At 73.7% G+C, this 23,316-nt stretch carries 26 protein-coding genes; 17 read left to right on the top strand and 9 right to left on the bottom strand.

Translation table 11 applies throughout. The annotated features are described in order from the left end of the window. The 6 genes from ptsP to era form a co-directional block, all read left to right on the top strand. Positions 1–1,321 (top strand): phosphoenolpyruvate--protein phosphotransferase (gene ptsP / locus AB0B41_RS21880; protein ID WP_358206080.1); only part of this gene is annotated, 1,321 nt, incomplete at its 5' end. A gap of 110 nt (positions 1,322–1,431) precedes the next feature. Then, positions 1,432–1,989: an rRNA maturation RNase YbeY gene (gene ybeY, locus AB0B41_RS21875; protein ID WP_358206078.1), complete on the top strand. Its 558-nt coding sequence runs from the start codon at positions 1,432–1,434 to the stop codon at positions 1,987–1,989. Positions 1,990–2,017: 28 nt separating this feature from the next. Next, a complete protein-coding gene (locus tag AB0B41_RS21870) occupies positions 2,018–3,400 on the top strand; it encodes a hemolysin family protein (protein ID WP_358206076.1) in 1,383 nt (460 codons plus the stop codon). Continuing rightward, a complete protein-coding gene (locus AB0B41_RS21865; protein ID WP_037043518.1) occupies positions 3,387–3,743 on the top strand; it encodes a hypothetical protein in 357 nt (118 codons plus the stop codon). The genes AB0B41_RS21870 and AB0B41_RS21865 overlap by 14 nt, the downstream gene beginning before the upstream one ends. Further along, entirely contained in the window at positions 3,740–4,987 is a 1,248-nt protein-coding gene (gene lhgO, locus AB0B41_RS21860) for an L-2-hydroxyglutarate oxidase (RefSeq protein WP_358206074.1), read from the top strand. Before AB0B41_RS21865 ends, lhgO begins: the two co-directional genes overlap by 4 nt. 79 nt (positions 4,988–5,066) lie before the next feature. Further along, positions 5,067–5,993: a GTPase Era gene (era, locus tag AB0B41_RS21855; protein ID WP_358206071.1), complete on the top strand. Its 927-nt coding sequence runs from the start codon at positions 5,067–5,069 to the stop codon at positions 5,991–5,993. Here the strand turns inward: era and AB0B41_RS21850 are convergent. Next, positions 5,969–6,454 (bottom strand): pyridoxamine 5'-phosphate oxidase family protein, encoded by a 486-nt coding sequence (locus AB0B41_RS21850; protein ID WP_358206069.1) that lies wholly within the window; start codon positions 6,452–6,454, stop codon positions 5,969–5,971. The genes era and AB0B41_RS21850 overlap by 25 nt on opposite strands. A 130-nt stretch (positions 6,455–6,584) precedes the next feature. On the opposite strand from AB0B41_RS21850, the gene AB0B41_RS21845 reads away from it, so the two are divergent. Further along, positions 6,585–7,421, top strand: a complete 837-nt coding sequence (locus tag AB0B41_RS21845; RefSeq protein WP_358206067.1) for a class II glutamine amidotransferase — start codon at positions 6,585–6,587, stop codon at positions 7,419–7,421. Here AB0B41_RS21845 and AB0B41_RS21840 read toward each other — a convergent pair. Next, positions 7,415–7,723, bottom strand: a complete 309-nt coding sequence (locus AB0B41_RS21840) for a hypothetical protein (RefSeq protein ID WP_358206065.1) — start codon at positions 7,721–7,723, stop codon at positions 7,415–7,417. The genes AB0B41_RS21845 and AB0B41_RS21840 overlap by 7 nt on opposite strands. A gap of 142 nt (positions 7,724–7,865) precedes the next feature. Between AB0B41_RS21840 and recO the strand changes: the two genes are divergently transcribed. Both recO and AB0B41_RS21830 read left to right on the top strand, forming a co-directional pair. Continuing rightward, positions 7,866–8,657 (top strand): DNA repair protein RecO, encoded by a 792-nt coding sequence (gene recO, locus AB0B41_RS21835; RefSeq protein ID WP_358206063.1) that lies wholly within the window; start codon positions 7,866–7,868, stop codon positions 8,655–8,657. Between the two features lie 18 nt (positions 8,658–8,675). Beyond that, positions 8,676–9,326 (top strand): TRIC cation channel family protein, encoded by a 651-nt coding sequence (locus AB0B41_RS21830; RefSeq protein WP_358206060.1) that lies wholly within the window; start codon positions 8,676–8,678, stop codon positions 9,324–9,326. Between the two features lie 59 nt (positions 9,327–9,385). On the opposite strand, the gene AB0B41_RS21825 is transcribed toward AB0B41_RS21830, so the two are convergent. Then, positions 9,386–10,300, bottom strand: coding sequence for a hypothetical protein (locus tag AB0B41_RS21825; protein WP_358206057.1), 915 nt, complete (start codon positions 10,298–10,300; stop codon positions 9,386–9,388). Positions 10,301–10,363: 63 nt separating this feature from the next. Between AB0B41_RS21825 and AB0B41_RS21820 the strand changes: the two genes are divergently transcribed. Together AB0B41_RS21820 and AB0B41_RS21815 are read left to right on the top strand one after the other, a co-directional pair. Further along, positions 10,364–11,164, top strand: a complete 801-nt coding sequence (locus tag AB0B41_RS21820; protein ID WP_358206055.1) for an isoprenyl transferase — start codon at positions 10,364–10,366, stop codon at positions 11,162–11,164. Continuing rightward, positions 11,161–11,556, top strand: a complete 396-nt coding sequence (locus AB0B41_RS21815) for a hypothetical protein (protein ID WP_358206052.1) — start codon at positions 11,161–11,163, stop codon at positions 11,554–11,556. The genes AB0B41_RS21820 and AB0B41_RS21815 overlap by 4 nt, the downstream gene beginning before the upstream one ends. 49 nt (positions 11,557–11,605) lie before the next feature. Here AB0B41_RS21815 and AB0B41_RS21810 read toward each other — a convergent pair whose 3' ends face one another. Further along, on the bottom strand, positions 11,606–12,220 hold the full coding sequence (locus AB0B41_RS21810; protein WP_358206050.1) for a hypothetical protein: 615 nt from the start codon (positions 12,218–12,220) through the stop codon (positions 11,606–11,608). A 194-nt stretch (positions 12,221–12,414) separates the two neighbouring features. On the opposite strand from AB0B41_RS21810, the gene AB0B41_RS21805 reads away from it, so the two are divergent. After that, a complete protein-coding gene (locus AB0B41_RS21805) occupies positions 12,415–13,188 on the top strand; it encodes an SDR family NAD(P)-dependent oxidoreductase (RefSeq protein ID WP_358206048.1) in 774 nt (257 codons plus the stop codon). A gap of 62 nt (positions 13,189–13,250) precedes the next feature. On the opposite strand, the gene AB0B41_RS21800 is transcribed toward AB0B41_RS21805, so the two are convergent. Both AB0B41_RS21800 and AB0B41_RS21795 read right to left on the bottom strand, forming a co-directional pair. Further along, positions 13,251–13,652 carry a Fur family transcriptional regulator gene (locus AB0B41_RS21800; protein ID WP_358206045.1) on the bottom strand — a complete coding sequence of 134 codons (402 nt, stop codon included), beginning with the start codon at positions 13,650–13,652 and terminating at the stop codon, positions 13,251–13,253. Next, the gene (locus AB0B41_RS21795; RefSeq protein ID WP_358206088.1) at positions 13,649–13,996 is read right to left on the bottom strand and encodes a metalloregulator ArsR/SmtB family transcription factor; all 348 of its coding nucleotides are present in this window, start codon (positions 13,994–13,996) and stop codon (positions 13,649–13,651) included. The genes AB0B41_RS21800 and AB0B41_RS21795 overlap by 4 nt, the downstream gene beginning before the upstream one ends. A gap of 121 nt (positions 13,997–14,117) precedes the next feature. Here AB0B41_RS21795 and AB0B41_RS21790 point away from each other — a divergent pair, with 121 nt between their 5' ends. Together AB0B41_RS21790 and AB0B41_RS21785 are read left to right on the top strand one after the other, a co-directional pair. Next, positions 14,118–14,444, top strand: coding sequence for an antibiotic biosynthesis monooxygenase family protein (locus AB0B41_RS21790; RefSeq protein ID WP_358206043.1), 327 nt, complete (start codon positions 14,118–14,120; stop codon positions 14,442–14,444). An 87-nt stretch (positions 14,445–14,531) separates the two neighbouring features. Beyond that, the gene (locus AB0B41_RS21785) at positions 14,532–15,929 is read left to right on the top strand and encodes a glycine--tRNA ligase (RefSeq protein WP_358206040.1); all 1,398 of its coding nucleotides are present in this window, start codon (positions 14,532–14,534) and stop codon (positions 15,927–15,929) included. 203 nt (positions 15,930–16,132) lie between these two features. Here AB0B41_RS21785 and AB0B41_RS21780 read toward each other — a convergent pair whose 3' ends face one another. The 3 genes from AB0B41_RS21780 to AB0B41_RS21770 form a co-directional block, all read right to left on the bottom strand. Continuing rightward, positions 16,133–16,999: a type IV toxin-antitoxin system AbiEi family antitoxin domain-containing protein gene (locus AB0B41_RS21780; protein WP_358206038.1), complete on the bottom strand. Its 867-nt coding sequence runs from the start codon at positions 16,997–16,999 to the stop codon at positions 16,133–16,135. 453 nt (positions 17,000–17,452) lie between these two features. Continuing rightward, positions 17,453–18,439: a hemolysin family protein gene (locus AB0B41_RS21775; RefSeq protein ID WP_358206036.1), complete on the bottom strand. Its 987-nt coding sequence runs from the start codon at positions 18,437–18,439 to the stop codon at positions 17,453–17,455. Next, positions 18,436–19,785: a hemolysin family protein gene (locus tag AB0B41_RS21770; RefSeq protein WP_358206033.1), complete on the bottom strand. Its 1,350-nt coding sequence runs from the start codon at positions 19,783–19,785 to the stop codon at positions 18,436–18,438. Before AB0B41_RS21770 ends, AB0B41_RS21775 begins: the two co-directional genes overlap by 4 nt. Positions 19,786–20,002: 217 nt before the next feature. Between AB0B41_RS21770 and AB0B41_RS21765 the strand changes: the two genes are divergently transcribed. From AB0B41_RS21765 to AB0B41_RS21755, 3 genes are all read left to right on the top strand, one after another. Beyond that, positions 20,003–21,040 carry an XdhC family protein gene (locus AB0B41_RS21765; RefSeq protein WP_358206031.1) on the top strand — a complete coding sequence of 346 codons (1,038 nt, stop codon included), beginning with the start codon at positions 20,003–20,005 and terminating at the stop codon, positions 21,038–21,040. Between the two features lie 152 nt (positions 21,041–21,192). Continuing rightward, positions 21,193–21,810 carry a YdcF family protein gene (locus AB0B41_RS21760; RefSeq protein ID WP_358206086.1) on the top strand — a complete coding sequence of 206 codons (618 nt, stop codon included), beginning with the start codon at positions 21,193–21,195 and terminating at the stop codon, positions 21,808–21,810. A gap of 11 nt (positions 21,811–21,821) precedes the next feature. After that, positions 21,822–23,261, top strand: a complete 1,440-nt coding sequence (locus AB0B41_RS21755; RefSeq protein ID WP_358206028.1) for a deoxyguanosinetriphosphate triphosphohydrolase family protein — start codon at positions 21,822–21,824, stop codon at positions 23,259–23,261. The last annotated feature ends 55 nt before the right edge of the window (positions 23,262–23,316 follow it).

Genomic DNA, 23,316 nt, shown 5'->3' with positions numbered 1-23,316 from the left:
CGCGGGCCCGCAGGTCCCGACTCGCGGAACGGACGCAACCCCCCGCGAGTCGGGAGATCTGGCACCGCGAGTCGGGAGTTCCGGGAACGAGTCGCCGGCCGTCCTGGTCGCCGCGGACCTCACCCCCGCCGAGGCGGCCGTGCTGGACCCGGAGGCCGTGGTCGGGGTCGTCCTGGCCGGCGGGAGCGCCACCGGGCACGCCGCGATCCTGCTGCGCGCCCGCGGCATCCCGGCCGTCATGGGCGCCGGACCCGCCGTGCTGGACCTGGCCCCCGGCACCCCGCTTGCGCTCGACGGCACGGCCGGCCGCCTCGTCGTCGACCCGTCCGCGGAGGTCAGGGCCGTGTTCGGCGCCCGGCTCGCGCAGCGCGCGGAGCAGGAGGCCGCGGCCCGCGCCCGGGCGGACGAGCCCGCCCGCACCCGCGACGGCGTGCAGATCCTGGTGGGCGTGAACGTCGGTGCCGACGCCGCGAGCGCCGCCGGCACCGGCGCCGACCTCGCGGGCCTGGTCCGGACCGAGTTCCTCTTCCTCGACCGGGCCGCACCGCCGGACGTCGACGAGCAGGAGGCGGCCTACCGGGCCGTCGCCGAGGCGCTGGGCGGCCGCCGGATCGTCCTGCGCACGCTCGACGTCGGCGGCGACAAGCCCCTGCCCTACGTCCCGATGCCCGCCGAGGCCAACCCGTTCCTCGGCGTTCGCGGGCTGCGGCTGGCCCTGCGCCGACCGGACCTGCTCGCCGACCAGCTGCGCGCGATCGTCCGGACCGCCCACGCGACGCCGGTGGGCGTGATGTTCCCCATGGTCACCGTCCCCGCCGAGCTGCACGCCGCCCGCGCCGCCCTCGACGAGGCGATCGCCGCCGAGGGCCGCGGCCGGCCGCCGGGCCTCGAGGTCGGGATCATGGTGGAGGTCCCGGCCGTCGCGCTGACCGCGGCCGCGTTCGCCCCGGACGTCGACTTCCTGAGCATCGGCACCAACGACCTCACCCAGTACACGCTCGCCGCCGAGCGCGGGTCGGCCGAGGTCGCGGCCCTCGCGGACCCGCTCTCGCCCGCGGTCCTGCGGCTGGTCGACGCCACCTGCCGGGGTGCGGGGCCCACGATGGTCGCGGTCTGCGGGGAGCTCGCCGCCGACCCGGTCGCCGCCCCGCTGCTCGTCGGGCTCGGGGTCCGCGAGCTCTCCGTCGCGCCGCCCGCGGTCGCGCTCGTCAAGCAGGCCGTCCGGGAGGTCGACGCCGGGGGGGCGGCCGCGCTCGCCGCCCGGGCCCTCGACGCGCCTGACCCCGCCGCCGTCCGGGCCCTGCTCGCGACCGCCGACTGACCGGCTCGGTCCACCACGGCCGACCGAACGGAGCCGACCGGGGTGCGACTACCCTGGTCACGAGTCCCGTCCGCCGAGGTCGCCCCGAGAAGGTTGGTCCGAGAACTGCCGTGAGCATCGAGGTCGTCAACGAGTCCGGCGTCGCCGTCGACGAGTCGCTGATCGTGTCCGTCGCCCGGTACGCGCTCGACGCCATGCGGGTCAGCCCGGCCGTCGAGCTGGCGATCACCGCGGTCACCCTCGACACCATGTCCGAGCTGCACGAGCGGTGGATGGACGAGCCCGGCCCCACGGACGTCATGTCCTTCCCGATGGACGAGCTGGTCGACGACACCCGCCGCCCCGACGCCCCCGAGATCGGCCCGGCGCTGCTCGGCGACATCGTGCTCTGCCCGGCGTTCGCCAAGGACCAGGCGGTCAAGGCCGGGCACGCGCTCTCCGACGAGCTGCACCTGCTGACCGTGCACGGCGTGCTGCACCTGCTCGGCTACGACCACGCCGAGCCGGACGAGGAGCGCGAGATGTTCGCGCTGCAGAACAAGCTGCTCCACGACTGGCGCACCGGCCGGGCGCAGGCCGCGGCCCGCGAGGCCCAGCGGCGCAGCGACTCGCGGGTGCTGGGCACCGTCGGGCTCGACGACCCGGCCGGCCCCGCCGAACCGCGCTGACCGCCCGGACACCGACCGCAGGAGACCGATGAACGCCGCTGGCCTGCTCGCCGTCGCGATCGTCCTGATCCCGTTCGCCGGGCTGTGTGCGGCGGCCGACGCGGCGCTCACCTCGATCTCGCGGGCGCGCGTCACGGACCTGGTGCGGGCGAACCGGCCGGGGTCGCGCGCGTTGTCGAAGGTCGTCGACGACCGCGCCCGGTACGTCAACCTGCTGATCCTGCTGCGGCTGATGGGCGAGACCGTCGCGACGGTGCTGCTCACCATCGCGCTGGCGAGCTGGTTCGACCCGGCCTGGGTCGGTGTCCTGCTCGCCGCGGTGATCATGGTCGTGGTCAGCTACGTCCTGATCGGGGTCGGCCCGCGCACGCTCGGCCGCCAGCACCCCTACGCGCTGGGGCTGGCCGTCGCGGCGCCGGTGCGGATCATGGCGACCCTGCTCAGCCCGCTGACCAAGCTGCTGATCCTGGTCGGCAACGCGATCACCCCGGGCCGCGGCTTCCGCGAGGGCCCGTTCTCCTCCGAGGTCGAGCTGCGCGAGCTGGTGGACATGGCCAGCACCAGCGGCGTGGTCGAGGAGGGCGAGCGGAAGATGATCCACTCGGTCTTCGAGCTGGGCGACACGATCGTCCGGGACGTCATGCAGCCCCGACCCGACGTGGTGTGGGCCGAGCAGGACACCCCGGTGCAGAAGGTGGTCCGGCTGGCGCTGAAGAGCGGCTACTCCCGGATCCCGGTGCTCGGCGAGGGGATCGACGACGTCATCGGCGTCGCCTACCTCAAGGACCTGGTCGGCGCGGGCTGGGACCGGCCCGACGCGCCGCTGGTCGAGGTCGTGCGGCCGCCGGTGTTCGTGCCCGACTCCAAGCGGATCGACGAGCTGCTCAAGGACATGCAGCGCACCCGCAACCACATGGCGATCGTGGTCGACGAGTACGGCGGCACCGCGGGCGTCGTCACGATCGAGGACATCCTCGAGGAGATCGTCGGCGACATCTCCGACGAGTACGACACCGACGAGGTGCCCGAGGTCCAGCGGCTCGACGGCGGCACCCTGCGGCTGGCCGCCCGGCTGCCCGTCGAGGACCTCAGTGAGCTGTTCGCCGGCGAGTTCAGCGGCACCGAGCGCGAGGAGCTGCTGCGCGAGGCCCTGGAGCAGGCGGACGTCGACACCGTGGGCGGGCTGCTCGCGCAGCGGCTCGGCAAGGTGCCGCTGCCCGGCGCCGAGGCCGAGGTCGAGGGCCTGCTGCACCTGCGCGCCGAGGGCGGCAAGGACGCCCGCGGCCGCATCCGCATCACGTCGGTGCTGGTCACGCCGCTGGCCGTACCCGAGTCCGCCGAAGCCCCCGAACCCCAGGAGGACGCCGCCGCGGAGGCCGACGTCCGGGAGGAGACCGATGTCCGGCAGTAACCCGCCCGAGCTCGACGCCGAGGACGCCAAGATCGTCACGCTGGCACGGTCGTCGCGCGCCCGCACCGGCGCGGCCGAGGGCGCCGCGGTTCGCGACACGGACGGCCGCACCTACGCCGCCGCCTCCGTCGCGCTGCCGTCCCTGCGGCTCACGGCCCTGCAGGCGGCCGTGGCGGCCGCCGTGTCGAGCGGGGCGCCGGGGCTGGAGGCCGCGGCCGTCGTCACCGAGAGCGGCGAGGCGGACGAGGCCTCGGTCGCCGCGGTGCGCGACCTGACCGCCGCCGCGCCGGTGATCGTGGCCGACGCGTCCGGCGCCGTCGTGAGCGTGCTGACGCCCGCATGAGCACACCCCGGTACGACCTGGTCGTCGTCGGCGGCGGAATCGTCGGCCTGGCCACGGCGCACGCGGCGGTCCGCAGCGGGCTGAGCGTCGCCGTCGTCGAGCGGGAGCCGCGGCTGGCGACCCACCAGACCGGCAACAACTCCAACGTCATCCACTCCGGGCTCTACTACGCTCCGGGCGGGCTCAAGGCCCGGCTCGCGGTCGCCGGGTGCGCCGAGACCGTCGCCTTCTGCCGCGAGCACGACCTGCCGCACCAGGTGTGCGGGAAGCTCGTCGTGGCCACCGAGCCCGAGGAGCTGCCGCGGATGGCGGAGCTGGAGCGGCGCGGGGCGGCCAACGGCGTCGAGACACAACGGCTCGACGCAGCGGGCATCCGCGAGCGGGAGCCGCACGTCCGCGGGCTCGAGGCGCTGTGGGTGCCGTCGACCGGGATCTGCGACTACCGGGCGATCGCCGAGAAGCTGGGTGAGCTGGTGGCCAAGGAGGGCGGCGAGATCCACCGCGGCCGCGCGGTCACCGGGATGGTGCGGCGGGAGACGTCCTCCCGGCCCGACGTCGTGGTCCGGACCGAGCAGGGCGACCTGCTGGGGGAGCGGGTCGTGGTGTGCGGCGGGCTGCGCTGCGACGAGCTCGCCCGCGCCGCCGGCGCCGATCCGGGGGTGCGGATCATCCCGTTCCGCGGGGAGTACTCGGGCTTCACCGACGACGCCGCGGAGCTGGTCAAGGGCCTGATCTACCCGGTCCCGGACCCGGCGTTCCCGTTCCTCGGGGTGCACGCCACCCGCGGGATCGACGGGCACGTCCACGCAGGGCCCAACGCCGTCCTCGCGCTGGCCCGCGAGGGCTACTCGTGGGGCACGGTCAAGCCGAAGGAACTGTTGGGCTCGCTGGTGTACCCCGGGATGCTGCGGGTGGCGAAGCGGCACTGGCGCTACGGGCTGGGCGAGGTGCACCGGTCGCTGTCCAAGGCGGCGATGGTCACCCAGATCCAGCGGATGCTGCCCGAGGTCGAGGCGCGCCACCTCACGCCCGCGGGCGCCGGGGTGCGGGCGCAGGCCGTGAAGCCGGACGGCACGCTCGTCGACGACTTCCTGTTCGTCGAGCAGGGCGGCGCCGGCGGGGTGCGGGGGCCGGGCTCGATCCTGCACGTCCTGAACGCGCCCTCTCCGGCGGCCACCGCCGCCCTGCCCATCGGCCGCGAGATCCTCGAGCGGCTCACCGGCGACAACCCGGGTCCCCTGTGACCTGCACTGACGTGCCTGTGCGCGGTCAGTGGTGCCAGAGCACCACTGACCGCGCACGGGCCGAGCGAAGCGAGGCATCATGACCGCATTCGGGTCCTGGCCGGAGGACTTCCGCTCCGGCTTCGCGTGCTTCGTGGGCCGGCCCAACGCGGGCAAGTCCACGCTGACCAACGCGCTGATCGGGCAGAAGATCGCGATCACCTCGTCGCGCCCGCAGACCACGCGGCACGCGATCCGCGGCATCGTGCACCGGCCCGACGCACAGCTCGTCGTCGTCGACACCCCCGGCCTGCACAAGCCGCGGACGCTGCTCGGCTCCCGGTTGAACGACGTCGTGCGCGAGACCTGGGCCGAGGTCGACGTCGTCGGGTTCTGCGTGCCGGCGGACCAGCCCGTCGGCCGGGGCGACGAGTTCATCGCCAACGAGCTGAAATCCGTCGCGGGCCGCACACCGGTCGTCGGCGTCGTGACGAAGACGGACAAGGCGCAGCCCGAGCAGATCGCCGAGCGGCTCACCCAGCTGACCGAGCTGATGGAGTTCGCCGACGTGGTGCCGTGCTCGGCGAAGAGCGGGTACCAGGTGCAGCTGCTGGCGGACCTGCTGGTCGGCAAGCTGCCGGAGGGCCCGCCGCTCTACCCGGACGGCGAGCTGACGGACGAGCCGGAGGAGACCCTCGTCGCCGAGCTGGTCCGCGAGGCCGCCCTGGAGGGGGTCCGGGACGAGCTGCCGCACTCGATCGCCGTCGTCGTCGAGGAGATGATCGAGCGCGAGGACCGGCCCGCCGACGACCCGATGCTCGACGTGCACGCCACGATCTTCGTGGAGCGGCAGAGCCAGAAGGGCATCGTGATCGGCCACAAGGGCGAGCGGCTGCGGAAGGTCGGCACGGCCGCCCGGAAGCAGATCGAGGCGCTGCTCGGCACCAAGATCTACCTCGACCTGCACGTCACCGTCGCGAAGGACTGGCAGCGCGACCCGCGTCAGCTGCGCAAGCTCGGCTTCTGATCCGGTTCGAGCCAGGACATCCGGCCGAACCCGGCCACGTGGCGGATCGTGCGGACCTCGAGCCGGTAGAGCTGGAAGTCGGCGAAGTCGACGTACCCGGCGTCGGGGAAGGCGCGGCGGTAGGCGGCCAGGCCGCGGGTGCGCTCGTCGCCGTGCAGGACCCACACCCGGCCCACGAGGGTGACCCGCGGCGCGGCCAGCGGGTCCGGACCCGGCTCCGCCACCAGCAGCGACGCCCGCGGGTCGGCCGCCAGGTTCCGGCTGTGCTCGGCGAGGTCGGACAGGCACAGCAGCGGCGAGCCCTCGTCGTCGAGCGCGTAGGCGACCACGGACCCGAACGGGAAGCCCGCGGCACCCGCGCCGGCCGACGTGCTCGTCGGGCCAGGGGCGGACCCGATCGTCGCCAGCGTCCCCGACCGTTGCCCGGACAGCAGCGCCCGGACCTCCTCCAGCTCGCCCACCCGTCACCTCCCTACGAACTGAGGTCACCCTTACTTCTGCGCGGGCGGCTGTCAAGGTCGTCCCGCCGGGGTGAGGTTCCGGGCGTACCGGGTAGGTCAGCCTGACGCGGACGCGACCAGGGAGGCGCCGATGTGCCGGTGGCTGGGTTACTTCGGCAACCCCATCGAGCCGAAGGAACTGATCTACGACACCCGCCACTCGCTCATCGAGCAGAGCAGGCGGGCGGCCCCGGACAGCGCCATCGCGAACGGTGACGGCTTCGGGCTGGGCTGGTACGGGAAGGGACCGGACGCCGCGCTGTACCGCAGTGAGTCGCCGGCCTGGGGCGACCGGAACCTGCGCGAGATCGCGGGCGTCGTGCAGTCCGGGTTGTTCCTCGCGCACGTCCGCGCGGCCACCGGCACGCCCGTGCAGCAGACGAACTGCCATCCCTTCCGGTACCGCAACTGGATCTTCGTCCACAACGGCTTCGTCGACCGGTGGGCCGAGCTGCGCCGGGACCTGCTCTTCGCCGTCCGGCCCGATCTCTTCGGCAACGTCCAGGGCAGCACGGACTCGGAGGTCCTCTTCCACCTCGCGCTCACGTTCGGGCTGGAGGACGAGCCGCTGCCCGCGCTCGAGCGCATGGCCGGCTACGTCGAGGCCGCCGGCCGCGCCGCCGGCTCCGAACACCCGCTGCAGATGACGGTCGGGGTCGCCGACGGCGAGCGGCTCTACGCCGTCCGGTACGCCAGCGGCCCGGTCGTCAACACGCTGTACGTGAGCAGCGAGGTCGACGCGCTGCGCCGGCTCTACCCCGCGGACGAGCGCTGGCAGCACTTCTCCGAGGATTCCCGGGCGGTCGTCTCCGAGCCGCTGACCGACCTGCCCGGCCTCTGGCACGAGGTGCCGCCGTCGACGGCGCTCGTGCTGCAGAAGGGGCCGGACGTCGAGCAGCCCTTCCGGCCGCAGCCGCCGGCTCAGTAGCTGTCGGTGGTCTCGATGACCCGGTAGCTGGCGGCGGTCGGTGTCGCGGTGGCGCCGGCGGCGCGCATGACGTCCGGGATCTCCCGTTGCCCGCCGAAGAACGCCTCGAAGTCCTCGCGGCTGGTCCACTCGTCGAACACCACGACGCTGCCGTCCTCCGCCTCGGCGAACACGTGGTGCCGGCACCCCTTGGACCGGGCGTCCTCGACGATCCGCTGCATCGTGGCGTCGTGGCTGCGGTTGGTCTCCCGGAGCCCGTCGGCGGTCACGCCGTGCAGGCTGGTGATGACGATGACGGTCATGGGGTCCCCTTCGTCCGGCCGCGGCGGGCCGCGCCGCTCGCCCGGACCGCCCACCGGGGACGTCCACGATCCTCGTGCGGCGGAGGCTGGTCAACCGGCCGGTCGCGGCGTGGCTTCGCGGCGGAGGTCGTAGGCTTCCCCGGTGAGCACCCTGTACCGCGACACCGGTGTGGTGCTGCGCGTGCAGAAGCTGGGCGAGGCGGACCGGATCGTCACCCTGCTGACCCGGCGCTACGGCAAGATCCGGGCGGTCGCGAAGGGCGTGCGCCGCACCCGTTCGCGGTGGGGCGCGCGGCTCGAGCCGTTCAACCACGTCGACGTGCAGTGCTACACCGGCCGCAGCCTCGATGTCATCACCCAGTGCCAGACGCTCGACGCCTTCGGCACCGGCGTCGTCTCCGACTACTCCCGCTACACCGCGGGCTGCGCGATGCTCGAGACGGCCGACCGGCTCGTGTCCGAGGAGGGCAGCGGGCACAGCGGCGAGACCCTGCGCGTCTATCTGCTGCTCGTGGGGGCGATCCGGGCGCTCGCCGGGCGCGAGCGCGACGCCTCGCTGATCCTCGACGCCTTCCTGCTCCGCGCCATGAGCCACGCCGGCTGGGCGCCGGCGATCACCGAGTGCGCCAAGTGCGCCTCGCCGGGACCGCACCGGGCGTTCAGCGTCGCGGGCGGCGGCGCGGTGTGCGAGGTGTGCCGCCCGCCCGGCTCGGTTCTCCCCGGTGCCGCCGTGTTCGGCCTGCTCGACGCCCTGCTGCACGGCGACTGGGAGATCGCCGACGCCGCCGAGGCCCCCACCCGCCGCGACACCTCCGGCCTGGTCGCCGCGCACCTGCAGTGGCACCTCGAGCGCCAGCTCCGCTCCCTGCCCTTCGTCGAGCGCCGCGGCGACCCCACCGCCGCCGCCGCGCCGGGGGCCACCCCGATCGCCTGAACCCGTCCGAGTCCACCCATGCCGACGCGCCCGCGCCGCCCCCGCGCCCGCCTCCGTCCCGCCCACCTGCTCCGCACGGTCGACCTGGCCGGGACGGGGCTGTTCGCGCTGCAGGGCGGGCTGGTCGCGGCCGCGGCGGGGCTCGACGTCTTCGGTGTCCTCGTCATCGCCTTCGTGACGGCACTGGGTGGCGGCATCATCCGGGACCTGCTGCTCGGCGACGCGCCGCCCGCGGCGTTCTGCGAGGTCGCCTACCCGGTCACGGCGTTCGCCGGCGGGGCGGTGGTGGTGCTGCTGTACACCAGTGTGCGGGACGTCCCGCGCGACGTCCTCATCCCGCTCGACGCGGCCGCGCTCGCGTTGTTCGCCGTGGTCGGCGCCGCGAAGGCCATTGACCACCGGATGTCGCCGCTGCTGGCGGCGCTGCTCGGGACGGTGTCCGGGGTCGGCGGCGGCGTGATCAGGGACGTCCTGCTGGGTGGGGTGCCGTTGGTCCTGCGCTCGGACGTCTACGCGGTGGCCGCGCTGGCCGGTGCCGGCGTCACGGCGGTGGGGCTGCGCTACGGGGGGCCGCGAGTGCTGGTGCTGGCTCTCGGCGCCGTCGTCACGATCGTGCTGCGGCTGGTCGCGGTGTGGCAGGGGTGGAACCTGCCGCGCGTGGCCGGCTGACAACCCTGCCCACACGCATCATGGTTCCGTGACGCGTTCTGGGAGCCGGATTCTGCGCATCATGGTTCCATGACGCGTTCGGGTGGGGGCGCCGCCGGGACTGGGGTGCGCGGCGCCCCGATCGGGCCCGCGCGCCGGACGGCCTCGGCGGCGTCGATCGCCGCCCGCTCCGCCTCCCGGTGCGCGGCCTCGGTCACGGCGTGGCGCTGCTCCGGGTCCGCGTCGAAGCGGCCCGCGATCGCCTCCTGGACCGCGATCTTGGCCCGGACGACCGGCACCCGGTACTTCTTCTCGCGGCGCACCGCGCGCTCCATCTTCTTCGGCCGCGACAGGTACCGCCAGCGCGCCCAGGGCGATCCCGGCCGAGCCAGCCGGATCGCGGTGAACAGCAGCAGCGGGGTGAGGAACAGCCCGAGCAGGCCGGTCCACAGCTTGCCCTTGGCCAGCGTGATCACCACCAGGAGCAGCTGCAGCGCGAAGAAGACGAACGTCAGCACGACCTCGACGGCGTCGCCGGAGTTCAGGGCCGTGAAGTCGTCGTTGAACCCCAGCGGGTGCAGCCCGCACAGGAACAGCCCGGTGATCGTGACGGCGACGAACACGGCGTCGATCGAGCTGCGGCCCTGCGTGCTCCAGTAGACGTCGGACAGGTGCAGGATCAGCGCGAACTCGTCGAGCACCAGCGCCGAGCCGATCCCGAACAGGCTCGCCAGGATCACGTTCGGGACGGGCGTGCTCACCTCGGCCAGCGCGATCAGGCCGAAGCCCGCGACCAGCATCATGACCATCCCGAACATCACGTGGTGGATGTGCAGCCCGCCCGGCGTGACGTTGCCGGGCCACCACGACACCTGGGCGCGGATCATCCGCACGCTGAACCGGATGAACAGGAACGCGACGAGGAACGCGCAGAGGAAGCAGAACAAGGGCAGGCGCCCGGTCGTGACGATCGTCTCCGTGAACCAGGCCCCCATGTGCAGTGCCTACTCCAGACCGGGGCCCGGCGTCCAGGGACGGCGGACGTAGGCTCCGTGGCCGTGCCGACTCCTGGGCCCTTCCAGCCCCCGCCGCCGCACCCGTCGGGAGCCCGGCCGCCGGCGATCCCGCCGGAGCTGGTCCCGAACCACGTCGCCCTCGTCATGGACGGCAACGGCCGCTGGGCCAACGCCCGCGGCCTGCCCCGGATCGAGGGGCACCGCCGGGGTGAGGCCTCGCTCATGGACGTCGCGCGGGGCTGCATCGACATCGGCGTGAAGTGGTTGTCCGCCTACGCCTTCTCGACCGAGAACTGGAAGCGCAGCCCGGACGAGGTGCGGTTCCTCATGGGCTTCAACCGGGACGTCATCCGCCGCCGGGTGGACGAGATGCACGGCATGGGCGTGCGGGTCCGGTGGGCCGGGCGGCGGCCGCGGCTGTGGCGGTCGGTGATCAAGGAGCTCGAGGTCGCGGAGGAGAAGACGAGGCACAACGACGTGCTGACGTTGACCATGTGCGTGAACTACGGCGGCCGGGCGGAGATCGCCGACGCGGTGAAGCAGATCGCGCAGCAGGTGGCCGAGGGCCGGATCCGGCCGGACAAGATCGACGAGCGGACGATCGCGAGGTACCTCGACGAGCCGGACATGCCCGACGTCGACCTGTTCGTGCGGTCGAGCGGCGAGCAGCGGACGTCGAACTTCCTGTTGTGGCAGAGCGCCTACGCCGAGATGGTCTTCCTCGACACGCTCTTCCCCGACTTCGACCGCCGGCACATCTGGGAGGCGATCGAGATCTACGCGAGGCGGGACCGCCGGTTCGGCGGGGCGATCGATCACGCAGACAAGGCGGGGCCCTCGTGAGCCTGGAGATCGCCCGCAGGGCGCTGGAGCGCTACCACGACGTCGAGGTCGGCGAGGACGGCGCGCTCACCTTCGCCCACGGCGGCGTGCTGTGCGTGGTGCAGGGCACCGAGCTGGAGGAGGGGCTGCCCGTCCTCAACCTGACCTGCGTCGTCGCCTGGGACCTGCCGGTGTCCGCGGACCCGGCCACGGACGTCCCCACCCGTGTCGCCCTCGGCGTGGGCGAGGGGCTGTTCGGCACGCCGCGGGTCGTGCGCGGCGAGAACGGCTGGGACGTCACGCTCCGCTACGCCTTCCCCGCCGCCGGCCTCGGCGAGGGTCCGATGGGGACCCTGCTGATGCTGGTCGTGGGCAACGCCTCGGCCATGCGCACCGAGCTCGTCGGCTCCTGACCCTCGTGAGTGGCGATAGTCGCTATAGCGACCATCGCCACTCACGGGGTCAGCCGACGGGGGACTCGGACAGGTGCACGAGCGGCAGTTCGGCGAGCTGGGCCGCGCTCATCTGCCGGGCGTTCTCGAGGACGCGCGCCTGGGCCTCCTGCATCCGGCCGTCGACCAGCCCGGACAGGCCGTAGGAGATCCGGCCGAGCAGCCGGACCGTGGTGTCGTCGACCGGGGGCCGCGGCGCGGAGACCACGGCGACACCGGTCGGGTGCCCGTCGTTGGCCTGCGCGATGCCGATCGTGAAGGCCTCGCGCGGGTTGACGTGCCGCGAGGCGTAGTGGTCCCGCAGGGTCGGGAAGGTCCTGTGGAACTTCACCATCTCGTCGTCGAGCTCGAGGGCCTCGACGTCCGCGTCGGTGAGGATCTTGGTGCGCCCGGAGAAGCAGCGCACGTACCCGACGAGGGCGCCGGTCCACAGCGCCTCGACCAGCACCGGATCGGGCCGGGGCACGGCGAGCGCCGCGACCAGGTGCTCACAGCAGCGCAGCACGTACTGCAGGTCCTCGAACACCGCGGAGAGCTGGGCCAGCTCCCCGGACTCCGGCGTGTCCAGCTTCCGCACCGTGCTCGGTGCGTCCGGTGTCCCGCCTTCGGGTACGCCGTCGGTCATGGCACGCCTCCCGCTTCGTCGCGTGTCGCGCACGGTAATGCCGTGCGGACGGAGGATGGATCTCGATATGAGACGCCGGCCACTCCGCCCGGGCCGCGGATGTGGTCGACAGCACGGCCCCGGCACAGCAGAGTGGGCAGACAATGCACGTGCATCACGGCGGCACCGACGCCGCCGCGGAGAGGAGAGCGTTGATGGACATCACGGGAGCCTCGGCCATCGTCACCGGCGGCGCGTCCGGTCTCGGGGAGGCGACCGCGCGGCTGCTGGCCCAGCGCGGGGCCAAGGTCGTCGTGCTCGACCTGCAGGAGGACAGGGGCGAGAAGGTCGCCGCCGAGATCGGGGGCGTGTTCGCCAAGGCGGACGTCGCCGACGAGGCGCAGGTCAAGGCGGCCGTCGAGGCGGCGTCCGAGCTCGGCCCGCTGAGGATCCTGGTCAACAGCGCCGGCCTCGGCCGCGCCGCCCGGATCATCGGCCGCGATCTCGAGCCGGTCCCGCTCGAGACCTTCGAGTTCGTGGTGCGGGTGAACCTGACCGGCACCTACAACTGCGCCCGGCTCGCGGCGTCGGCGATGGCCAAGACCGACCCGCTCGAGGACGGCACCTCGCGCGGCGCGATCCTCAACACGGCCTCCGCGGCGGCGTTCGACGGCCAGATCGGCCAGACCCCGTACTCGGCGTCGAAGGGCGGCGTGGTCGGCTTGACCCTGCCGATGGCCCGCGACCTGGCCCGGCACGGCATCCGCGTCAACACCATCGCCCCCGGCCTGATCGACACCCCGATCTACGGCGAGGGTGAGAAGGCCGAGGCCTTCAAGGCCGCGCTCGGCCAGAGCGTGGTCTACCCGAACCGGCTGGGGAAGGCCGAGGAGTACGCCTCCATGGCGGTCGAGGTGCTCACCAACGACTACATGAACGGCGAGACGATCCGGCTCGACGGCGCGATCCGGATGCCCCCGAAGTCCTGACCCCCGTCGCACGAACGGCGCTCTCGCTCAACTTTGGCGAGCGAGAGCGCCGTTCGCGCAGGTCAGGCGCAGGACCGGCACACCCCGAAGATCTCCACGGTGTGCGAGATCTCGGTGAAGCCGTGCTCCCGGGCGACGCGCTGCGTCCACTCCTCGACGGCGGGGGCGTCGATCTCCTCCGCCGCCCCGCAGCGCCGGCACACCAGGTGGTGGTGGTGCTCGTCGGAGGCGCAGCGGCGGTAGACGGCCTCGCCGCCGGCGTTGCGCAGGACGTCGACCTCGCCGCCGTCGGCCATCGTCTGCAGGGTCCGGTACACGGTCGTCAGGCCGATGCCCTCGCCGGAGCGGCGGAGCTCCTCGTGGATCTCCTGGGCCGAGCGGAAGTCCGGGAGCCGGTCGAGCAGGGCGGAGACGGCGGCGCGCTGCTTCGTCGCGCGCAGTACCCGGGTGCCCCCAGCGGTCATGCGTCCTCCTGAACGTGCGCCACCGCGTCGACGACGATGTGCGCGAGATGGTCGTCGACCAGTGAGTACAGCACCTCGCGGCCCTTGCGCTCGCCCTCGACCACCCCGGCGGACTTGAGCACCCGCAGGTGCTGGCTGATCAGGGGCTGGGTGACGCCGAGGGCGTCGACCAGGTCGTGCACGCAGCGCGGGGAGTCGAGCAGCTGCAGCACGATCGCGATCCGGACCGGCGCGGCGAGGGCGCGGAGCAGGTCGCCCGCGGCGGCGAGGGTGCGCGGCGGGTGGACGGGGGCGGGCTCGGCGGCGGGGCAGAGCGTGCCCTCGTGCTCGTGCGTGATCGACATGACCGTCCAGTCCCCGGGGGCGGCGGCCGCACCCTCGGTCGCGTCGTGAGCCTCGCCGGGCCGCATCGGCCATGATAGGCGTTTTCAACAAGGCGGGAAGGCGGTCGGTAGGGTCCGCCGCGTGCTGCTCGTGTGCCGCTTCACACCCGCCGATCCCGCCGCGTTCGCCGAGCGGCTCGCGCACGCCCTGGAGCTGCTCACCGCGCAACCCGGCTGCCTGGGCGGGGAGGCCGGCCGGGCCGTCGACGACCCGGAGCACTGGGTGCTCACCGTGCGTTTCACCGGGGTCGACGCCTACCGCCGGGCCCTGTCGCCCTTCCCGGTCCGCGAACACGTCGTGCCCTTGCTGTCCGAGGCGTCGGCCGACTCGCCCGCCACGTACGAGACGCTGCTCGGGGCCGCCGGCGGCGCCGTCGAGCGGCGGGCGTCGCTGCGGGCGGGGGACTAGCCGAACCCGTTCGCGCCGGTCGATACCCTGGAGATTCCGCCCCCGCATCCGGCGGGGTCGCCCCAGACCGTTCCCGGGAGATCCTCCGTGGCCAGCAAGCCCAGTTCCGCCAAGATCGAGACCATCGTCGCGCTCGCCAAGCGCCGCGGATTCGTCTTCGCGTCGGGTGAGATCTACGGCGGTACCCGGTCGGCCTGGGACTACGGGCCCCTCGGCGTGGAGCTCAAGGAGAACATCAAGCGGCAGTGGTGGAAGTCGATGGTCACCGGCCGCGAGGACGTCGTGGGCCTCGACTCGTCGGTGATCCTGCCGCGCCAGGTGTGGGTCGCCTCCGGGCACGTCGGCGTGTTCACCGACCCGCTCGTCGAGTGCCAGCACTGCCACAAGCGCTTCCGCGCCGACCAGCTGGCCGAGGAGTACACCGAGCGCACCGGCAAGGAGGCGTCGGAGGAGGACCTGTCCGACGTCCCGTGCCCCAACTGCGGCACGCGCGGCCAGTACACCGAGCCGCGCGACTTCAACATGATGCTCAAGACCTACCTCGGCCCGGTGGAGTCCGAGGAGGGCCTGCACTACCTGCGCCCGGAGACCGCGCAGGGCATCTTCGTGAACTTCCTCAACGTGCAGACGACCTCGCGCAAGAAGCCGCCGTTCGGCATCGGCCAGGTCGGCAAGAGCTTCCGCAACGAGATCACGCCGGGCAACTTCATCTTCCGCACGCGCGAGTTCGAGCAGATGGAGATGGAGTACTTCGTCGAGCCGGGCACGGACGAGGAGCTCCACCAGTACTGGATCGACGAGCGCACGAACTGGTACGTCGACCTCGGCATCGCGCGGGAGAACCTGCGGCACTATGAGCACCCCAAGGAGAAGCTCTCCCACTACTCGAAGCGCACCGTCGACATCGAGTACCGCTTCGAGTTCGTCGGGCAGGAGTGGGGCGAGCTCGAGGGCATCGCGAACCGCACGGACTTCGACCTCACCACGCACTCGAACCACTCGGGCGTCGACCTCTCCTTCTACGACCAGAACACGAAGGAGCGGTACCGGCCGTACGTCATCGAGCCGGCCGCCGGCGTCGGGCGCTCGATGATGGCCTTCCTCATCGACGCGTACCACGAGGAGGAGGCGCCCAACGCCAAGGGCGGCACAGACAAGCGCGTGGTGCTGCGCCTGGACCGCCGGATCGCTCCGGTCAAGGCCGCCGTGCTGCCGTTGTCCCGCAACGCCGACCTCTCGCCCAAGGCACGGGACCTGGCCGCGCGGCTGCGGAAGAACTGGAACGTCGAGTTCGACGACGCCGGCGCCATCGGCCGCCGCTACCGCCGCCAGGACGAGATCGGCACCCCGTTCTGCATCACGGTCGACTTCGACACCCTGCAGGACGAGGCCGTCACCATCCGGGAGCGGGACACCATGGCGCAGGAGCGCATCCCGCTCGACCAGGTCGAGGCCTACCTCGCCCAGCGCCTCCTGGGCTGCTGATCCCGGGCCTCTTGGGTCGGTTCCGCGCGCAGGAGCCCTCGACGTGATCGTCGGGCGGGACCGTTCTCGGCCGTATGTGGCCGTGTCCGGTCCCGTCCGACGATCACGACCTGCGGGCGTGCCGCGTCGACTCACTGATCGTCGTCCGGGACTGTCGACGGCCTGGTGCGGCGCAGAACGGTCCGAGTCGGTGATCTCCGGCGTCACGCCGCCGTCGACACTGCCCTGCTGATCTGGCCGACCACGAGCGCCGGTGTCCCGGTGAGGTCGTGCCAGGTGAAGCGCAACAGGGTCCAGCCGGCGCCGACCAGCGCGTTGCCCTTGCGGCGGTCGTGGGCGAACCGCACCTGGTCGACGTGCCAGGCCCACCCGTCGAACTCGACGGCGACCCGCGCGCCGACGAACGCGAGATCGATCGTCCACGGCCCGAACGGATGGCCGAGCACCCAGCCGCGGATGCCGGCCCCGCGCAGCAGCGCGACCATCAGACGTTCCGCGTCCGATCCCGCCGTGTCGGCGGCGGCGGCCAGCAGTCGGCCGGCCCACCGGGAGCCGCGGCTGCCGAGCATGCGCGAGGAGGCACGGTGCACCTCGGCGAAGCGGACGTGCCGTTGGAGGGCGCGGTCGAGGAACGCGGAGCCGGCGTCGAGCGCGACCGCGATCTCGAGGACCGTGAGCGGCGGCGCCGTGACGCCGATGCCGCGGACCCGGGCGCGGTCCGCGGTATCGAGCGTGCGCCGTCGGACGGTGACGCCGGGCCGCGCACCGCGATGCTCGCCGCGGGGGATCGTGACCTGGACGGTCCGAGGTGCAGCGTCGAGCATGCCGTGCCAGTACGCCGCCGCCGGTCCTGGGACCAGGGCGTCGTCACCCAGCCAGAGCCAGGCCGCCCGGATCCGCGCCTCGTCGCCATAGCGGTGGCTCGCCGCGCGGTACACCCGGGGCAGGACGCGCACCCACTGGCCCTCGGCGACCCGGCGCGACACGGTCCGTGGTGGTACCCCGCATGCCACCGCCTGTGCGTGGGACAGCACTCCGGCCTGGTTGCGCAGCAGGGCGTCGAGATCCATCGCTCGACGATGCCGCGCGACGAGGTGTCGGCAGACCGGATCGGACCAGGTGTGTGCAGGTGTGCACGCGTCCGCGCTCGGTGGACGTGATCACCGAAGGGGACCGCTGCAGGCCGGAGTCGGCAGCGAGCGGTCCCGCACGACGATCATGACGGAGGATGGAGCCGCGGGCTGGGGAGATGATCAGCGAACCGGACCGTTCACGGCCGCTGATGGCCGGGAGCGGTCACAGTGGGCGATCACGGCGGGGCCTGCTGAGCCGGCGAGTGTGATCACCGGACCGGCCCGATGACGGCCGTTTCCGGCCGTGGTCGGTCCGGTATGGCGATCACGGCGGAGGGGAGTCGTCCCTCGGGGCGTGATCACCGAGGCGGACCGTGGACGGCCACCAGCGGCCAACAACGGTCCCAGCTGGCGATCACGGTCCGGCGCGACCCGAGCGCGGCCGCAGGATCAGGCGGGGAGGAGGCGGTCGACGACGTCCTGCATGGTGACGATGCCGAGGAGCGTCCCGTTCTCGGTGACCAGCGCCAGCTGCCCCCGCTTCTCCCGCATGGTCGACAGCGCCTGGTGGACCGGGGTGTCGGCGGGGAAGGTGAGGACGTCGCGGACGAGGTCGCGGGCCCGCACCGTCTCCGGCCTGCCCAGGGTGTCCCGGACGTGCACGAAGCCGGTCACGCGGTCGCCGTCCCGGACCACGAGCCGCAGGTGCCCGCTCTCCCGGGACACCTGGCGGATTCGGGCCACGGTGTCCGAGCAGCTCACACCCGCAGGGTCGGGGTGGACCAGCGAGCGCACCGGCGCCCGGTCGAGCTCGAGGGTGGTGACGAGCTGGTCCCGCCGCTCCTCGTCGAGCGCTCCGGCCCGGGCGGAGTGGTCGACGAGCTGGCGGAGGTCGTCGGCGTTCCGGCCGGAGGCCATCTCGTCGACGGGCGCGACGCCGACCCGGTGCAGGCACCAGTTCGCCATCCCGTTGAGCGCCACCAGGAGCGGCCGGGTGACGACCATGAACGCCCGCATCGGCAGCGCCAGCAGCGTGGCCGACCGCTCGGGGTGCGAGATCGCCCAGGACTTCGGCGCCATCTCGCCGACGACGAGGTGCACGAAGGTCACGACGACCAGCGACAGCACGAACGACACGATCCCCGCGGCGCCCGCAGGCAGCCCCCACCCGAGGAACACGGGCTCGAGCGCCTCGTCGACGGCCGGCTTGGCGACGGCGCCGAGGCCGAGCGTGCAGAGGGTGATGCCGAGCTGGGAGCCGGCCAGGAGCAGCGAGATGTCCTTCGCGCTGCGGAGCGCGGCGCGGGCGGACGCGCTGTGCCCCGCCTGCTCCTCCAGCCGGTACCGCCGCGCCGCGACCAGCGCGAACTCGACGGCGACGAAGAACGCCGACAGCGCCACCAGCGCGATCGACACGATGATCGACACGGCGCTCATCGCTCCACCTCCACCGGGGCGGACTCGACGACCCGCACCCGGACCTGCTCGGGCACCCGGCGCGCGACCTCGCGGACCTCGATCCGCACGTCCCGCTCGGGCTCGTCGGAGTCCGCACCGCGCGGCAGCCGCACGCTGACGACGTCGCCGGGCTCGGGCAGCCGCTGCAGCTCGGCGATCACCAGGCCGCCGACGGTCTGGTAGTCGCCCTCGGGCAGGTCGGCGTCGATCAGCCGCTCGACCTCGTCGACGTGCATGGTGCCGGGGACGACCCAGCCGTCCGGCGCGTCGACCGGCCGGTCGGCGAGCGCCGGGTCGTGCTCGTCCGTGATCTCGCCGACGAGCTCCTCGGCGATGTCCTCCAGCGTGATCACGCCGGCCAGGCCGCCGTACTCGTCGACGACGCAGGCGAACTCGTCGCCCGCCTCGCGCAGTGCGGCGACGACCGCGGGCAGCGGAAGGGACGCCGGGACCACGACGGCCGGACGCATGACCTCCGCGACCCGCAGGGCCGAGGTGTCGCGCCCCTCGAGCGCGAGCAGGTCGCGCAGGCAGACGACGCCGACGACCTCCTCGCCGGTCTCGTCGAGCACCGGGTAGCGGGAGTGCCCCGCCGCCATGGCCTCGGCGAGCTCGGGCACCAGCAGGTTGGCCTGCACCGACGTGACGCGCGGCCGCGGGATCATCGCCGCCCGCGCGGGCCGGTCGGTGAAGTCGAGAACGCGGTCGAGCATCGTCGACAGGTCGGGGCGCAGGTCGCCGCTGTCGCGGGACTCGTCGATGATCGCCTCGAGGTCGCGCGGCGTGGCCGCGTGCTCGACGTCGTGCACCGGCTCGATGCGCAGGGCCTTGAGCAGCAGGTTCGACGCGGCGTCGAAGACCCGCACGATCCAGCCGAAGGCGGTCAGGTACATCGTGGTGGGCAGGGCCAGCCGGCGGGCGACGGGCTCGGGCCGGGCGATCGCGAGGTTCTTCGGGAACAGCTCGCCGAACACCATCTGCACGACGGTCGAGAGCAGCAGGGCGACGACGGTGCCGAGCGCGACGGCCCAGCCGGCGCCGCCGAGCAGCTCGCCGATGCCCTCGCCGATCAGCGGCTCGGCGACGTAACCGACCAGCAGACCGGTGACGGTGATGCCCAGCTGCGCGCCGGAGAGCATGAAGGAGGTGCGCCGGGTGACCGTGAGGGCGCGCTCGGCACCCGCGTCGCCCTCTGCCGCGCGGGCCTTGAGCCGCGACCGGTCGACGGCCATGTACGCGAACTCCTGGGCGACGAAGAAGCCGGTCAGGGCGGTGATGCCCACGACGACCAGCACGCCGAGGAGGATGCCGAGGATCGTCGTCATGCGATCGCTCCGGCGGGGGAGCGGAGCGTCCGTCCGTGGGGGACGGTGCCGGTACTGCAGGAAGGGTCCATGGCTCCGTGACGAGTCGGTGGGAGGAAAGTCCGTTTCCCGGACAACGGCGATGATCCCGTGCCGGTTCCCGCAGCGCATCCCCACACGCCCGATCGGTGCCGAGGGCGGCACTCGGCGGGCGGCCGTGGTGGCTACCCTGGCGCTCGTGACCGCTCCCGCCCCGTCCACCGATCCCCGTCGCGAGCTGGGGGCCGCACTGCGCCGCTGGGCCGCGGGCGGCACCGGAACGGTCGGCGTCGTGCGGGTCCTGGACCGGCACGGGTTCGGCACCGTCGAGTCCGGCCAGCTGCTGGCCGGCACCGCGGACGGCGAGACCGCCGGCCTGCTCTACCTCGGTGCGCTCGACGACTCCGCCGTCCCGCTCGCCGGCGCCGCGGCCGGGCTCCCGCAGACCCGCACCGCGCACGTCGCCGAGAGTGCGGCGCTGCGGGCGGGGCTGGCGTGCGCGGGCGGCGCGACGCTGCTCGGCCACCCGCTGCCCGCGGACCTCGCCGATGCCCTCGGCGCCGCGTTGCAGGAGGCGCGCCCGGCCGCGCTGGTCTCGACGATCGACGGCGAGGCCGCGCTCGTGCTCACCGGCCCGGGCCTGGAGGAGGTGCACGGCACCCTCGGGGACGGCACCCCGGGGCTCGACGCCGAGGTCACGGCGGCCGCACGGGAGCTGCTGCGCCGCGGCGCCACCGTGACCGACCGCCGCACCGTCGGCGACACCGAGATCCTGCTCGACCTGTGGGTCCCCGTCCCGTCCGTGCTGGTCGTGGGCTCGGGCGCGATCGGCGAGGCGCTGCTCGCGCAGGCCGCGCTGCTCGGCTGGGCGGGCCGCACCGTCACCGAGCTCGACGAGGCCCGGGCCGCGGTGTCCGCCTTCACCGAGGCCGACGTCGTCGTGCTGCTCGACCACGCCCCGCGCTTCGACGCGATGCTGGTCGACGGCATCCGCCGCGGCCGCGGCTTCCTCGGCGCGCTCGGCTCCCGCCGGACCCAGGCCGCCCGCCGCGAGCGCCTGCTGCATGCCGGCGTCTCCGAAGAGGAGCTGGCCGCGATCCACGGCCCGGTTGGGCTCGACCTCGGCGCCCGCACCCCGGCCGAGACGGCCGTCTCGATCGTCGCCGAGGTCATCGCGGCCCGCTCCGGGCGCGCCGCCCGCGCGTTGGGCACGTCGGAGGGGAAGATCGGGGGGTGAGCGCACCGATCGGGCACCGGCGCGGTGCTGCCCGGGGTGCCGGCCGAGGTGTCCGCGAGCCGGAGACCGTTCGGCTCCGGCACGTGCGCGGCCAGGAGCGTCCGGACGCGGACGACACCCCCACCACACCGACGCCCCGCACGCGCACCGGGCTGACCTGGGCCGCCCGGCTGGTGGTCGGCACTCTGCTCACCGCCGCGATCATCCTGGGCGGCACCATGTTCCGGGTCTGGCAGACCGCCCGGGTGGACGGCGACCGGCCGGTCGACGCCGTCGTCGTCCTCGGGGCGGCGCAGTACGACGGCGAGCCGAGCCCGATCCTGGCCGCCCGGCTGCGGCACGCGGTCGCGCTGTACCAGGAGGGGCTCGCCCCGCGGATCGTCACCGTCGGCGGCAACCGCGCGGGGGACGAGTACACCGAGGCGGAGGCCGGCACGCGGTACCTGGAGCGCAACGGCGTCCCGGCCGGCGCGATCACCACGGTCGCCGAGGGCGCGGACACGCTGGGCAGCCTCAAGGCCGTCGCGGCGCGGGCGAGCCGGGACGGCTGGAGCAGCGCCCTGATCGTCAGCGACCCGTGGCACTCGCTGCGCGCCCGCACCATGGCCCGCGACTCGGGGCTGGAGGCCTGGACGTCGCCGACCCGCAGCGGGCCCGTCGTGCAGACGCGGGAGACGCAGGCGCGCTACATCCTCCGCGAGACCGCCGCGCTGCTGTACTACCAGCTCACCCACGCCTCGGCCGAGACCGAGAACACCGGGCTGGGCTGAGGACGCCGACCATGACCGCGACGGTCCCGGCGCCGGCCCGGGAGGGGTACGACGACCACGACCGCGCCCGCCTGCTCCCCGAGCCGCCCAAGGGGTCCGGGCTCGGCGAGCACCACCGCCCGGAGAAGCGCTCGCCCTTCTCCCGCGACCGCGCCCGGGTGCTGCACTCCGCGGCGCTGCGACGGCTCGCGGGGAAGACGCAGGTCGTGGGACCGGGCGAAGCCGCCGAGATCACCGGCATCCCGCGCACCCGGCTGACCCACTCGCTGGAGGTCGCGCAGATCGGCCGCGGGATCGCCGAGGAGCTCGGCTGCGACCCGGACGTCGTCGACACCGCCGGGCTCGCGCACGACATCGGGCACCCGCCCTTCGGGCACAACGGCGAACGCGCGCTCGACGAGTTCGGCGCAGCCTGCGGCGGGTTCGAGGGCAACGCCCAGACGCTGCGGATCCTCACCCGGCTCGAGCCCAAGGTCGCCCTCGTCGACGACAGCGGCGAGCACCCCGGCGGCCTCAACCTCACCCGCGCGACCCTCGACGCCAGCTGCAAGTACCCCTGGCGGCGCCGCGGCGCGGAGCGGAAGTTCGGCGCGTACGACGAGGACGGCGCGGTGTTCGACTGGGTCCGCGAGGGCGCGCCCGAGCCGATGGTCGACTCCGCGGGCTCCGTCTCCGTGCCGATGGTCGACTCCGCGGGCTCCGTCTCCGAGCCGATGGTCGACTCCGCGGGCTCCGTCTCCGAGCCGATGGTCGACTCCGCGGGCTCCGTCTCCGTGCCCCGGCGCTGCGTCGAGGCCCAGGTCATGGACTGGTCCGACGACGTCGCCTACTCCGTGCACGACGTCGAGGACGGGATCCTCTCCGGCCGGATCGACCTGGCCGCGTTGGCCGCGCCCGAGGAGCGGGCCGTGCTCGCACTCCTGGCGAGCACGCACTTCGGGGCCGACCCGGCGGCGTGCGAGGTCGCGGCCGCGGAGCTCGCCCGGCTGCCCGTCGTCGACGCGGTGAAGGGCTTCGACACCGCGACCGCACCGGCCGCCGCGCACGCCGCGCTCAAGAGGCTCACCAGCGAGCTCGTCGGGCGGTTCGTGCGGGCGGCCACGGACGCCACACTCGACGCCCACGGTGACGGCCCGGTGCTCCGCTACACCGCGGATCTCGTCGTGCCCGCCGAGGCGGCCGCGGAGGTGGCGCTGCTCAAGGCCGTCGCGCTGCGGTACGTGATGAGCGACCCGGACCGGCTGCGGATGCAGGCGCGGCAGCGGGAGCTGCTCAAGGAGCTCGGGGAGGCGCTGCTGGCCGGCGCGCCCGGCACCCTCGACCCGGTGCGGGCGGGGGAGTGGGCCGCGGCCGGCGACGACACCGCCCGGCTCCGGGTCGTCGTCGACCAGATCGCGGTGCTGACGGACGCCGGCGCGCTCGCCTGGCACCGTCGATTGTGCCGCGGCTGATCTCGTTGGCCCTGGTCAGCGGGGGTCGTGAGCGGGAAGTGCTGCTCTAGGGGCA

Origin of the sequence: Pseudonocardia sp. NPDC049154, assembly GCF_040648315.1 — a bacterium.
GTDB lineage: Bacteria > Actinomycetota > Actinomycetes > Mycobacteriales > Pseudonocardiaceae > Pseudonocardia.
The sequence above is the reverse complement of the archived record's forward strand: the minus strand, read 5'-3'. Positions and strand labels throughout refer to the sequence as shown.

What these genes read in the sequence shown, in the direction of transcription:
- AB0B41_RS21800 (WP_358206045.1), bottom strand. Translation starts at nt 13,652, where the DNA reads ATGACCGCTGGGGGCACCCGGGTACTGCGCGCGACGAAGCAGCGCGCC.
- AB0B41_RS21865 (WP_037043518.1), top strand. Translation starts at nt 3,387, where the DNA reads ATGTCCGGCAGTAACCCGCCCGAGCTCGACGCCGAGGACGCCAAGATC.
- AB0B41_RS21840 (WP_358206065.1), bottom strand. Translation starts at nt 7,723, where the DNA reads ATGACCGTCATCGTCATCACCAGCCTGCACGGCGTGACCGCCGACGGG.
- era (WP_358206071.1), top strand. Translation starts at nt 5,067, where the DNA reads ATGACCGCATTCGGGTCCTGGCCGGAGGACTTCCGCTCCGGCTTCGCG.
- AB0B41_RS21780 (WP_358206038.1), bottom strand. Translation starts at nt 16,999, where the DNA reads ATGGATCTCGACGCCCTGCTGCGCAACCAGGCCGGAGTGCTGTCCCAC.
- lhgO (WP_358206074.1), top strand. Translation starts at nt 3,740, where the DNA reads ATGAGCACACCCCGGTACGACCTGGTCGTCGTCGGCGGCGGAATCGTC.
- AB0B41_RS21810 (WP_358206050.1), bottom strand. Translation starts at nt 12,220, where the DNA reads ATGACCGACGGCGTACCCGAAGGCGGGACACCGGACGCACCGAGCACG.
- AB0B41_RS21795 (WP_358206088.1), bottom strand. Translation starts at nt 13,996, where the DNA reads ATGTCGATCACGCACGAGCACGAGGGCACGCTCTGCCCCGCCGCCGAG.
- AB0B41_RS21755 (WP_358206028.1), top strand. Translation starts at nt 21,822, where the DNA reads ATGACCGCGACGGTCCCGGCGCCGGCCCGGGAGGGGTACGACGACCAC.
- AB0B41_RS21825 (WP_358206057.1), bottom strand. Translation starts at nt 10,300, where the DNA reads ATGGGGGCCTGGTTCACGGAGACGATCGTCACGACCGGGCGCCTGCCC.
- AB0B41_RS21830 (WP_358206060.1), top strand. Translation starts at nt 8,676, where the DNA reads ATGCCGACGCGCCCGCGCCGCCCCCGCGCCCGCCTCCGTCCCGCCCAC.
- AB0B41_RS21845 (WP_358206067.1), top strand. Translation starts at nt 6,585, where the DNA reads ATGTGCCGGTGGCTGGGTTACTTCGGCAACCCCATCGAGCCGAAGGAA.
- AB0B41_RS21770 (WP_358206033.1), bottom strand. Translation starts at nt 19,785, where the DNA reads ATGACGACGATCCTCGGCATCCTCCTCGGCGTGCTGGTCGTCGTGGGC.
- AB0B41_RS21775 (WP_358206036.1), bottom strand. Translation starts at nt 18,439, where the DNA reads ATGAGCGCCGTGTCGATCATCGTGTCGATCGCGCTGGTGGCGCTGTCG.
- AB0B41_RS21870 (WP_358206076.1), top strand. Translation starts at nt 2,018, where the DNA reads ATGAACGCCGCTGGCCTGCTCGCCGTCGCGATCGTCCTGATCCCGTTC.
- AB0B41_RS21805 (WP_358206048.1), top strand. Translation starts at nt 12,415, where the DNA reads ATGGACATCACGGGAGCCTCGGCCATCGTCACCGGCGGCGCGTCCGGT.